Origin of the sequence: Microcoleus sp. Aus8_D2, assembly GCF_036702665.1 — a bacterium.
Lineage (GTDB): Bacteria > Cyanobacteriota > Cyanobacteriia > Cyanobacteriales > Microcoleaceae > Microcoleus.
In genome coordinates, this window is the sequence record NZ_JAUBUN010000003.1 from 154,628 (window position 1) to 166,682 (window position 12,055).

The window sequence follows — 12,055 nt, forward strand, 5'->3', positions numbered from 1 at the left end:
GTTAGACTTAATTCTCAGTGCGTGAATTATTCACAGGTTCACATCTATGCAGCTCAAAAATCTGAACCAGCCTTCACAAGAGATCCCTACCTCTTGCGAGCATCACATCAAAGAGAGCCAGCCAGCACAGCCCAATTATTTCGCTCAAATAGCCCGTTCCTTCGGCAACCTCAGTATTAGCGACAAAATCTGCCGCGGCTACGCACTGGCTCTTTGTGTTGCGATTGGGGGAACGACTGTCGGGATGCTGGCGGGGAATCATTACTATCGCAGAACTAACAATCAAGTACACATCGATCGAGAAAGTCGGCTTTTAAATAATTTGCAGGTGGCTTTACTGCGGACGCAAAACAGCCAAGAGCGGCTGATAGACAGGCTCGACCGACCCGAAATATTTGACAACCAATACCAACAGCTACAAAACAATATCTACAGTTTGAAGTTGTCGCTATCTGAAGTTCAAAGTCACAAAGGTAAAAAAAAGATTGCCGGATTTCCAGATTTTATAAAAACTTACGATTCGCTGCTGTCTAATTACATTATGCAGCTAGAAATAGTTAATGAAGAAATCAGTAATTTGCCAGCCAACCGCGCTCAAACAAGTGTAAAACGCAAGTTGCTGTCGAATTTCGAGCGAGATCAAATTGGGTTGCAACTAGATAGGGCGGTCAATGATTTAGCAGAAATTATCGATCGCGCCGCATTGCAAGAAGATGCAGCGCGGGAAGCCCTGCTGCGAGCGCAGGCGCTGCGCCTACAAATCATTATTGGTAGCATGGCACTGTCGATCGTAGTTGCAGCACTGCTGGCGAGCTACACCAGTCGGGCGATCGCCAAACCCATCGCCGCTGCAACCAATATCGCTCAGCGAGTCACCCAAGAGTCTAATTTTCAGTTGCAAGTACCAGTTACCAGCACCGATGAAGTGGGAGTATTAGCTGCTTCGATGAATCAACTGATTCTGAAAGTAAATTACTTGCTAGAAGAATTGAAATTAGAACAAGAAAGGCAGATACTTCAAAATGAAAAAATGGCAACTTTGGGGCGGATGTTGGCCGGGGTTGCTCACGAAGTTAACAACCCAATCAATTTTATCTATGGCAATATCGCTCCGGCGAGAAATCATGTTCAAGATATTTTAGATTTGCTCAAAACTTACGAAACAGAAATCCCCAAGCCACCTGCCGCAGTGAAGGAAAAAGCCGAAGACATAGACATGGATTTTCTCAAAAAAGATGTGATGAAAATATTTGACTCAATGCAAGTGGGTGCTGAAAGAGCCAAATCTATTATCTTAAGTTTGAAAGATTTTTCTCGCCTCGACGATACGGTGCCTCATTCGGTCGATCTGCACGCCTGCATAGACAGCAGTTTGCTGATTCTCAACAGCCGGATCAAACAGGGCATTGAAGTGGTGCGCAATTACGGGAATATTCCGACTGTTGAAGGCTATATGGGTTTGCTTTACCAAGTGTTTTTCAACGTTCTGAACAATGCAATAGATGCTGTAGAAGAGCAAGCAAAAATTGAGAAAACCCGCTCTGATGAGGCGATAAAACAATCGGGTTCGCAGTCAATCAAGCAGGAAGCACCGAGTTTTTCGCCGAGGATTGTGATTGCTACAGAATACTTGGACGACGAGTCAGTGGTAGTGCGAATTTCCGATAACGGAACGGGAATACCTGCGGCGAGTCAAGCAAAAATGTTTGAAACATTCTTTACTACTAAACCGAGAGGTGTAGGTACTGGTTTGGGATTGGCAATCGGCCGCGAAATTATCGTCAAGAAACACGGCGGGACGATTAATTGTTGGTCCCAGATGGGAACGGGGACGGAATTTGCGATCGCCCTGCCGATTAAACATGAGGATTTAAAGCCCAATTCGCTGTTAAAACTCCCAACTCCTCGCGATTATAATTCCCTCTCCAACGGGAACGCACCAACCAAGTCTGAGGTGAGAGGAACTGTAAAAACTTAAAAATTATCAGTTTTTATATTGCTTCTTGATTCGCTGTGGCTACGTGGCTCGATGAGTGAAAATACCCAAATCACAACTATTTTCGGTAATCTTGAAAAACAGGCTTTGCTATAATTTAAAGTTGAGCAATTACAGCTAGGAGCGAAAATTATGGGACTCTTTGACCAAATTTTGAGCGCGATCGACAATCCCAACCAACAAGCCAGTCCCAATCAGTTGGGCAACATTCTGGGTGCGGTAGAGCAGTTGAGCGGCAACCAGGGCGTCGATGCGGGGACGACTCAGCTAGCGATGTCGGTTTTGGGCGGATACGTGCGATCGGCATTACAAGACGTGCGATCGCAATCTGGAGACGCACAAGCCCAAGAAGTTGTCAACCAATTTAGCGGCACAAGTCCCAATCTGCAAGCTGTTCAGAGTTTGTTTGGGGCCGGCCAACTGACCCAGATAGTAGCCGATATCGCCCAAAGAACCGGCTTGAATAACGCTACAATCCAAGCGATGATACCTGTGTTAGTGCCGATCGTCCTCAACCTGCTGCAATCCGGCGGCAACGCCCAAAATCCAGCCCAGGGCGCAAATCCCGTTTTAAATGCGTTTTTAGATGGAGATGGAGACGGCGACGTAGATATTACTGACGCCATGTCGATGGCTAGCCGCTTTTTGAATCAGCGCTAATTGCGTTAAATTTGGGAGAGAGAGATTGGCGGGCGATCGCTCTTTTGCGGAGTTTGACATGATGGAAAGTCTGCTCACATCATTAACACAAATTAAGGTGTAATTTCTGTATCTTATACTGTTTTAGTGGGGTGACTGCGACTCCCCATCATCAGTTAAACTCTTACTCTTTCTCTCTGGGAAATTTGGATTTGCATACGATTATATAAATCAACTTCAGGAGCGGAATGGCTAATGCAAGCAACTAACGCATAACGCTGCATTTCAATTTCATCTAATTTTGCCCATTTACGATTACAACTAACAATCAGAGTCATCGGCCCTTCATCATATTTTGTAGACTTGGGAAAAATTTCTACTTGCCCCCTTTGCACTGTTCCTTTCTTCCGAATAATGGAGCTTGGAGACAATTTAACTTCAATCCCAGCCCCATGTTTTGCCTTTAACTTTCCTTTTGTATTATCGGTGGACTCATCAGGAGAACTCGTCTTGCTAGCAGATTCATAAGCCGTCCTAACAATTTCACACTCAATTCCTTTAAAAAGGTCAAATTCCATTGTGACTCCTAGATATGAATCTCCACGAGTTGGGCGAGTTGGCGGATCAAATGCCAAGGTAATTGACAATCTACGAGTGCCTTTTACTTTAAAAAAATCAGGTGGCAACTGGGGAATTTCGTAAAGATGAAAATATCCTACTTTGAGCCAAATATTATCTTCTGATAGAACAACGTAGTTTTCAGCAGAATACATTGCACGTTCTAAGTCAGCCTGTCCGTAACCATAGATGGCTAACTGCTTTCTAATTTGTTTTGTATTTTCACTTTGAGACTGCTTCTTGTTACATTCAAATTCTGGCGGAATTTCTTTAGGAAGAATCGCCGAGTTGACAATAAGCGCCCGAATGAGATTAGAACTGGCATCTGGATATTTTGTGAAAAGTTGAGCAGCAAGGTTAGCAACACGAGGAGCCGCAAAGCTTGTACCACTACATATTTGAAATAAAGAAATTTTCAAATTTTTCGATAGAGTCACAACAGAAACACCAGCTACATTATCTGGCAATACAGTGCTTTTAGGTAAATTCAGGCTTTCTCGATAACTAAGATCTAATACCAAATCTCCGCCAAAATCTACAAGATCAGGCTTAATCATTCCATCAACCCCAAAACCAGTTCTAGTAAACGGAGAGGGGTATCCTGATAGTTTTGCGATCGCCTGACGACGAACATCAGAAGGTTCTGTAATACTACCGCGACCCAATGATAAGGAACCTACGGTTATGGCAATTGCTGAAGTAGCTGGATCGATAATTCGAGCGCTTTTGTTTAGCAGATAATTTGGGTAATCAGTCCGTAGTTGCTCGTCTGATTTAGCCTCTTCATAAAAAGCATTTCCTGCTGAAATCACAAAAATAATATTTTTATCTTGGTAGTAATAAGCAACTTCATCTATTTTGGCTGCTAATCGAAACTGCTTCAGCCCATCTCGGTAAATCTGGTCAGCGTTACCTAACGAGATATTGATTACTTTGCAATTGGGATAATTTTCAACAAAAGCTCGAATGGCTTGATCGAGTTGAGTTTCTACGAGGAGGTCTTCATCATATTCATTTTTTTCGTTTGTCACGCGGGCAGAAAATAGCCAAGCAGTTGGATCGAATGAACGCTGTTTAATGCAGTTTTCAACATTCCCATAGATAGCAATTCCAGCAACATTAGTACCATGTCCATTTACATCATCAGAGCCACCTCTTATGAATTCCCTTTTCGCATCTGGGAATACTTCAGTGTCACCCAACACCGGAGCAATTAAAGGATGACCGCGCTGTACACCAGAATCAATAACCAGAATGCCACAATTATCTTCAGGTGGGGCAACAACTTCGGGAAAATCAGAAATTGGCAGATTATAATCAGCATTTGTTTCAAACGCAGGTTGGGGAGGGCGATCGACTTCTTTAACCATTGTCTCTTCCAGCAAAAGCTCTAAAACTTCGTGGGTGACTTTAATTCGAGCAATACACAGATATTCACCTATGTAGCGATCGCTCATTCTCATAGGAGCAGTATCGCTGGGTAAGCTCTCTAGCACTTCGGCGATATCATCTAAATACTTTCGCATCTCTGTGCGATCGCCTGTGTGCCAAAGTTCCAAATCTAAGGCGGCAAGTTCACCTAATTGTACAGGCTTTAGCTCCAACAAACGACCAATACGATCTTCACGTTCGAGGGGAACTAGCTCATCAATCGCTCCTAAGTATTCATACTTTGGGCCATCTTGAATTTGACTGTAATTTTCTAACCGTCTCTTGAATTCAGTTAGCTGATTGTCCGATGAAAAGACAACAATAGCTTTATTGGGTTCCAAAGCTAGTAAATTTAGTTCTGCTTGAGTCACCAAGTCTTCTGATAAATAGCCTTGTTTAGCAACTTTAATCTTAAAAATTAATTTTGGATCCAGACGGAAGGGGCTAGCATTTTGCTGAATAGGCTCAATCAAGCTAGAGATTTGACCTAATAGTTTTTTACCGTGTGCAGTAACATCAGTACGTTTTTTACCACCAAAACCACGAGCCGAGCGTCGAGGTGATTCAATGTTTATTATTCTCGGCAATTGCAGGTGATCGAACTGACTTACCATTAGGATTAGACGTAAATAATTATTTTGAGTTTGCTATTACATTTTGCCTTTCGAGAAAACGCCCAATTGCCACCTCTAAATCATCAGCAGTCAGGGTACGTTCTCCTCGCAGAACCACGGCTTTAATTGCATCAGAGCAGATCCGTTCGATATCTGCTCCAGTAGCATTTTCCAGCCGCTCGGCAAAGGTAGATAGATTAATAGCAGTATAACGGATCGCAGACAGATAGTGACTTAAAAGCGCCGTCCGCAGTTCAACCGTTGGATTATCGAAGAAAATAACTTCATCAAATCGTCGCCAAACGGCACTATCTAGTAGTTTCTCGTGATTTGTCGCAGCAACGAATATACTTTGATTGGTCACATTATCGATCAACTGTAACAAGCTATTAACTAGCCGCTTTACTTCACCATGTTCATTTAAGTTATCGCGATCGCGGGCTATAGCATCAAACTCATCGAACAAAACAACCCACTCACCCTTCTCAATGTATGTGAAAATTTTCTGAAGGTTGGTTGCAGTTTGACCCAAGTAAGAAGAGAATACCGCTGTTAGGTTCACATAAACAAGCGGCAACCCCAAGGTGCTAGATAGGATTTTTGCAGTTTGAGTTTTACCACATCCTGGTGGGCCACAAAAAAGTAATTTGCTTTTGGGCTTGAGGTTATAGGCTGCAAGGATATCTTGTTTACGATTTTCGAGGACGATTTCTTGCAGGACATCAAAATTTTTTTTACTCAGTACGATGCGATCCCAAGTAAGGTCAAATTGTTTGACCTCAAGCAAGGCAAGTCCAGTATCCTTGTCTTTAGGAGGCTCAGGAAATTGGTTCCAGGGAGTCGGGTTAGCAGCTAGGGGTTTGATGTATCCATTGCCGTTTTGAAGCAGCTTTTCCAAGTCTCTAGCAAGTAAGAGGTGATTTTTATTTCTTTCTTCTTCAATAATTTCCCTAGCGGCAGCCAAAAACCCTTCTCTCTCGTTATGAGAGAAGCTTTTGAAGAGTTTTCTGAGGGTTTCGCCACGCGCCATACTTAGAATAGGAGTTAAACAGTTTATATACCTTAATTAAATATACTGCATATTTCCTAAAAAGTCAACATTTAAATATAGTATATCCATTTATTGTAGAGCTTAAATATCTACTTTCATAGCAATTAAAATTTTCTATTTATAGCTAGATTAGATTTTTATTGTGAACTATTTTATTGCTTTACCATATATCTTGTTTGTGCGCAAAAAAAATATTTGAATAAAATCAACTCAAGGGTTTTAAAATACACTAACTAACTAATTATAAAGATTCGACAGACTTTTGATGGTTCATTGATGAAATACCGATTGTAGCCCATTAGTTAGATTGGAATTTTTTAACCGCAGATCTGAGCAGATGAACACAGATAAACGCAGATGGAATTTCATCTGCGTTTATCTGCGTTCATCTGCGGTTAAAAACAGTCTTTCCTCTTCAACCCAAGCCTAAATCAGTCACAGCACCAACACTGCTAGAAGAAACCAACTTAGCGTATTTAGCCAAAACGCCCTTAGTATAGCGGGGTTTAGGAGCTTGCCAAAGAGCGCGCCGCTTCTCTAATTCTGCATCGTCAACATTGAGCTGCAACAACCGATTGTTAGCATCAATCGTAATCGAATCGCCCTCATTTACCAGACCAATGGTGCCGCCAACTTGCGCCTCCGGTGCGACGTGACCCACAACCATGCCGTAGGTTCCGCCAGAAAAGCGGCCGTCAGTAATTAACCCGACAGAATCGCCTAAACCTGCACCAATTATTGCCGAAGTTGGTGCTAGCATTTCGCGCATTCCCGGCCCGCCTTTTGGCCCTTCGTAGCGGATGACTATCACGTCTCCGGCTTGAATTTTGCCAGCCAAGATTGCAGCCAAACAATTTTCTTCGGATTCAAAGACGCGGGCTGGGCCGGTGATTTGGGGGTTTTTAACGCCTGTAATTTTAGCAACTGATCCTTCTGTTGCCAGATTTCCCCTCAGAATTGCTAAATGTCCTTGGGCGTACATCGGGTTGTTCCAAGGGCGGATGACATCTTGATCTGCGCGCGGTTCGGCAGGAATATCTGCTAGCACTTCGGCAATTGTTTGACCCGTAATTGTCAGGGCGTCACCGTGCAATAAACCGCGTTCCAAAAGCATTTTCATGATTAGAGGAATGCCGCCGGCTTTGTGCAAATCGACGGCTACGTATTTGCCGCTTGGTTTGAGGTCGCACAATACGGGTACTTTGGCTCTAATTGTTTCAAAATCGTCGAGGGATAACTCTACGCCGATCGCATTTGAAATCGCCAATAAGTGTAGCACGGCGTTGGTTGAACCGCCGATCGCCATAATTACCGCGATCGCATTTTCAAAGGCTTTGCGAGTTAAAATCTGGCTCGGTAACAACTGTTTGCGAATCGCTTCCACCACAACTTTGGCAGATTCGGCCGCGCTGTCAGCTTTTTCGGCATCCTCAGCAGCCATTGTCGAAGAATAGAGCAAACTCATGCCCATCGCTTCAAAAGCGCTCGACATCGTATTGGCGGTGTACATTCCGCCGCAGGCACCGGCACCGGGACAAGCTTTTTGTTCCACTGCGGTGAGCTCTGTTTCGTCAATTTTGCCGGCGCTGAATTGACCGACTGCTTCAAAAACGCTGACAACAGTTAAATCGCGTTCGTTGTGGTGTCCCGGTTTGATCGTGCCACCGTAGACAAAAATAGCAGGAATGTTCATGCGGGCGATCGCAATCATCGCTCCGGGCATATTTTTGTCGCAGCCGCCCACAGCCAGCAACCCGTCCATACTTTGGCCGTTGCAAACAGTTTCAATCGAATCAGCAATCACATCTCTCGACACCAGAGAATATTTCATCCCTTCGGTTCCCATCGAGATTCCGTCGCTGATAGTAATCGTACCGAACATCTGCGGCATCGCGCCTGCTTCTTTTGCACCCGCAACAGCCCGCAAAGCGAGGTCGTTCAATCCCATATTGCAGGGCGTAATCGTGCTGTACCCGTTAGCAATCCCCACAATGGGTTTAGTGAAATCGCCGTCGCCAAAACCGACGGCGCGCAGCATTGCTCGGTTGGGTGCGCGCTGCACGCCCCCAGTCACAGCTTGGCTTCTCAAATTTTCAGGCATTTTAAAATTTCCTTTGTCTGTTGTCAGTGGGCAGTTGTCAGTGGGCAGTTGTCAGTTGACAGTTGTCAGTTGACAGTTGTCAGTGGGCAGTTGACAGTTGTCAGTTGTTGTGTTGTCTGTTGTTGTGTTGTCTGTTTTTCTTTCAGTCCTGGACGCAGAACCTATATATTTAGTAAGGTGCGCCATAAGAACCTTACCGCTATAATGCGCGCGTCAAACATTTTTGGGCCTTAGTCCTGTCTTTGCTGCTGGCTGTTGACTCCACACAAATGGATACAAGCCCCCGACAATCATCGTGGAGATCCCAAATTTTAGACCAAAGTTCCAGCTCCCAGATTAATCTGTGGAGTAAATCTAAAATCTAAAATCTAAAATCTAAAATCGACTGACTGACTGCCCAGTGCCGATAGTTTTACGCTATTTTTGATTTTCTCAGAAGCGTTGATATTTGTCAGGCCTTTGATTCGGGAGCCGCACAGCAGTGTCAGGACAGCAGAGTGCAAAAATTATACAGATACTATACTGTGCAGGTTGAATACCGTGCTTATCTGGGATGATGTGTGTGGTAAAACCCATCACTCTAACGTTTGAAACAAAAATTGCGAGGCTAATGACATGGAGGCCGATCGAATTCTGAGGCAATATGCGGCCGGAGAAAGAATTTTTCGAGAGATTAACCTCGCCGGGGCCGACTTAAAAGGGGTAAACCTCAGCGAGGCTAACTTTACTAGGGCCAACTTCCAAGATGCAAACCTCAAAGGCGCTAACCTGACGGGAGCGAACTTGCGCGAGGTGAAATTGGCTGGGGTGGACATGACGGAAGCCAACCTCAGCGAAGCAAATCTCATCGGTACCGATTTGAGCCGCGCCAATCTCAGCGGGGCTAACCTGGTGGGAGCCAACCTGCGCGGCTCAATGGCGAGAGAAGTCAACATGACCAAAGCAAATTTGACGGAAGCTAATTTGACTGAAGCCAACTTTACCGAAGCGAATTTGTTTGCGGCCAACTTAACGGAAGCTAGCATGATTCGCACTAATTTGATGAAGGCCAATTTGAGTTGGTCAACTCTCAAAGCCGTAAACCTGACAAATGCTATCCTCAGCGAGTCGATTTTAGAAAGAGCTAATCTGACTCAGGCAATTCTCAGCGGAGCGATGCTGAGCGGGGCCAACCTGACTGGTGCAGACTTGCGCCAGGTAACGATGGTTGGAGCTAATCTCAGCGAAGCTAACCTGAGCAATGCTAATTTGAGAGTTGCCAATGTCAGTTGGTCAACGCTGCGCGGTGCTAACTTGAGCGGTGCTAATTTGTACCGGGCTAAGCTGTGCTGGTCTAATTTGAGCGGGGCTGTTTTGGTGGAAGCTGTTTTGATTGATGCTAATCTCAATCGAACTAACTTCCGCGATGCAGATTTGAGGCGGGCAATTATGCCGGACGGCACAACTAATGAATCTTAAAAGTTGACTGTTGACTAATGTTATTAGTTATTCGTTATTGGTTATTAGCAGCCCAAGCGAGTAACAAATAACAAATAACAAATAACTAATAACTAATAACAATTAACTAATGACTGTCAGCGAATTATTGATTCTGAGTGCGGCCGGACTTTTTGCCGGAATTCTAGCTGGTTTTTTGGGTATCGGCGGCGGTACGGTGCTGGTGCCTTTGCTGGTGGCTCTCAAGTATGCCCCGGTGCAAGCGGTTGCTACTAGCGGTTTGTCGATCGTCATTACAGCTATTTCTGGCAGCATCCAGAATTGGCGCATGGGCTACCTCAGCTTTAGTCAAGTCGCAGGTATCGGATTTCCCGCCGTCATCACAGCACAAATCGGTGCTTATTTGGCGGGGATATTTCCGCCTTACTTGCTGTTAGTTACTTTTGGGTTGTTGTTGTGGCTGAATATTTATTTAATTGAAGTTCGCAAGCGCCTAACAGCCAAGAAAAAGGAAGGGGAAGAATCAGGCTCAATTCCCAATTCCCAATTCCCAATTCCCAATTCCCAATCCCCAAATAATTCAAGTATTTTATTCAATCCAACTTTTGCTAAAATTGCTACCGGCAGTGCGGCGGGTTTATTAGCGGGTTTGTTCGGCGTAGGCGGTGGCGTAATTATGGTTCCCCTGCAAATTTTGCTGTTAGGGGAAAGCATTAAAACCGCTATTCAAACAAGTTTGGGCGTCATCGTGATTACGGCAATTTCGGCGACGGCGGGACACGCGGCGCGCGGGAATGTTTTGTGGGTTGTGGGGTTGATTCTGGGCGGCGGCGGTTTGTTGGGCGCCCAAATCAGCACCCGGTTTTTGCCGAGATTGCCCGATCGCACTATTAGTTTAGCTTTTCGATCGCTCTTGGCAGTATTATCGATTTATGTTTTCTGGCAAGCTTGGCAAAAATTTAGTCATTAGTCATTAGTTATGAGTTATTAGTTATTAGCTCTCCGTAGGGAAACGGCATTGCCTTTCGTAGTGTCAATTTAAGGCAACACCCTCAGTCCGGCAGGGGTTTAAACCCCTGCCGATGGAGCTGAAGTCCTCGCTCAAGAGGACTAATGAATTATTATTCAGTCCTCTTGAGCGAGGACTTTTGCTATTAGCCAGGGGTTTAAACCCCTGGCGGTATTTGGGGCCAGAGCAGTATTTCGGATTAAGTTGTCACTACGAAAGGCATTGCGGTGTCCCTACTACTTAGTTGTAATGGAATGACTGCTGACTGACAACTAACAACTAACAACTAACAACTGACTAATGACTAATGACTAAGTTGCTTGACGGCGCGAGTCAGGCGCTGCAAATAAGGCTTGACAATTTCTTGATTTTGCCGCTGCAACTCGGAAACTTGCTGCTGCAAATGCTGAATCTCGGTTTGCAGCATCCCTGTGTTTATTGTCGGTCGATCGAGCAAATCCTGCAATTGCTTCAGAGAACCTTGGATTTGATCGAAGTCTACTTCGTTCGATCGCTCCTGCAACTGAGCTGTAATAGTTCTCACCTCAGTTAACCTTTCGTCCATCAACAAAAATCGGACGTTGACATTTTCCCAATCATGCTCTCTGAGGGCGCTATTTTCCAAAATGCGCAGTTTTTGCTGCAAATCCGACAGGATGGTGTAGAGTTCCTGAGAATCAGCAGGCAGCGCTTGGGCTTGGCGTTCGAGAGAGGCTACCGCAGCTTGTACGTCGGCGATGGCGCCCGATTCCAAAATGCGGAGTTTCTGCTGCAAGTCGGAGACGGTGGTGTCGAGTTGGGCAAGTTCTCCAGGTAGTCTCTGAACTTGCTGCGATCGACCTTCTACTGCGGCCTGTACCTCCGCGATCGCCGAATTTGCCTTTTGTTGCATTTTTTGTTCAAAACGTTGGCGATTGACAAAATTCAGCGATAATGCGGCTGTTAAGGGAGCGGCAGCGTAGATAATTTGCCCTGACAATCCCGCGACAATCGTGCCAATAGCCGAACCGGCAATAGAGGCATATTCTGCCAATTCCAGCCATTCTGGCTGGTTTTGAGAACTTCTCATCGTGGGGAATGATGCGTCGTCGATTTTCTGCATAACCTTTTAGTAGTCTGGTATATTTCAATAGGCTTATGATAAAAGCGATCGGCAAAT

Annotated in this window: 8 protein-coding genes; 4 read left to right on the top strand and 4 right to left on the bottom strand. The window is 44.9% G+C overall.

Annotated features, from left to right (window positions below; translation table 11 throughout):
* Nucleotides 1-46: 46 nt before the first annotated feature.
* The gene (locus QUB64_RS03815; protein WP_333267665.1) at nt 47-1,978 is read left to right on the top strand and encodes a sensor histidine kinase; all 1,932 of its coding nucleotides are present in this window, start codon (nt 47-49) and stop codon (nt 1,976-1,978) included.
* A 150-nt stretch (nt 1,979-2,128) separates the two neighbouring features.
* Nucleotides 2,129-2,656, top strand: coding sequence for a hypothetical protein (locus QUB64_RS03820; protein WP_333267667.1), 528 nt, complete (start codon nt 2,129-2,131; stop codon nt 2,654-2,656).
* 155 nt (nt 2,657-2,811) lie between these two features.
* Here QUB64_RS03820 and QUB64_RS03825 read toward each other — a convergent pair whose 3' ends face one another.
* The 3 genes from QUB64_RS03825 to ilvD form a co-directional block, all read right to left on the bottom strand.
* Nucleotides 2,812-5,298 (bottom strand): S8 family peptidase, encoded by a 2,487-nt coding sequence (locus tag QUB64_RS03825; RefSeq protein WP_333267669.1) that lies wholly within the window; start codon nt 5,296-5,298, stop codon nt 2,812-2,814.
* 19 nt (nt 5,299-5,317) lie between these two features.
* Nucleotides 5,318-6,328 carry an AAA family ATPase gene (locus tag QUB64_RS03830; protein WP_333267671.1) on the bottom strand — a complete coding sequence of 337 codons (1,011 nt, stop codon included), beginning with the start codon at nt 6,326-6,328 and terminating at the stop codon, nt 5,318-5,320.
* A gap of 436 nt (nt 6,329-6,764) precedes the next feature.
* Nucleotides 6,765-8,450 carry a dihydroxy-acid dehydratase gene (gene ilvD / locus QUB64_RS03835; protein ID WP_333267673.1) on the bottom strand — a complete coding sequence of 562 codons (1,686 nt, stop codon included), beginning with the start codon at nt 8,448-8,450 and terminating at the stop codon, nt 6,765-6,767.
* Between the two features lie 615 nt (nt 8,451-9,065).
* On the opposite strand from ilvD, the gene QUB64_RS03840 reads away from it, so the two are divergent.
* Complete coding sequence (locus QUB64_RS03840) at nt 9,066-9,908, top strand: pentapeptide repeat-containing protein (protein WP_333267675.1); 843 nt, start codon at nt 9,066-9,068, stop codon at nt 9,906-9,908.
* A 109-nt stretch (nt 9,909-10,017) separates the two neighbouring features.
* The gene (locus QUB64_RS03845; RefSeq protein ID WP_333267677.1) at nt 10,018-10,857 is read left to right on the top strand and encodes a sulfite exporter TauE/SafE family protein; all 840 of its coding nucleotides are present in this window, start codon (nt 10,018-10,020) and stop codon (nt 10,855-10,857) included.
* A gap of 343 nt (nt 10,858-11,200) precedes the next feature.
* On the opposite strand, the gene QUB64_RS03850 is transcribed toward QUB64_RS03845, so the two are convergent.
* Nucleotides 11,201-11,998: a hypothetical protein gene (locus QUB64_RS03850; protein ID WP_333267679.1), complete on the bottom strand. Its 798-nt coding sequence runs from the start codon at nt 11,996-11,998 to the stop codon at nt 11,201-11,203.
* Nucleotides 11,999-12,055: the final 57 nt, after the last annotated feature.

Bases quoted from the DNA above. Each gene is read 5' to 3' on its own strand.
- QUB64_RS03815 (WP_333267665.1), top strand. From the start codon at position 47: ATGCAGCTCAAAAATCTGAACCAGCCTTCACAAGAGATCCCTACCTCT.
- QUB64_RS03820 (WP_333267667.1), top strand. From the start codon at position 2,129: ATGGGACTCTTTGACCAAATTTTGAGCGCGATCGACAATCCCAACCAA.
- QUB64_RS03825 (WP_333267669.1), bottom strand. From the start codon at position 5,298: ATGGTAAGTCAGTTCGATCACCTGCAATTGCCGAGAATAATAAACATT.
- QUB64_RS03830 (WP_333267671.1), bottom strand. From the start codon at position 6,328: ATGGCGCGTGGCGAAACCCTCAGAAAACTCTTCAAAAGCTTCTCTCAT.
- ilvD (WP_333267673.1), bottom strand. From the start codon at position 8,450: ATGCCTGAAAATTTGAGAAGCCAAGCTGTGACTGGGGGCGTGCAGCGC.
- QUB64_RS03840 (WP_333267675.1), top strand. From the start codon at position 9,066: ATGGAGGCCGATCGAATTCTGAGGCAATATGCGGCCGGAGAAAGAATT.
- QUB64_RS03845 (WP_333267677.1), top strand. From the start codon at position 10,018: ATGACTGTCAGCGAATTATTGATTCTGAGTGCGGCCGGACTTTTTGCC.
- QUB64_RS03850 (WP_333267679.1), bottom strand. From the start codon at position 11,998: ATGCAGAAAATCGACGACGCATCATTCCCCACGATGAGAAGTTCTCAA.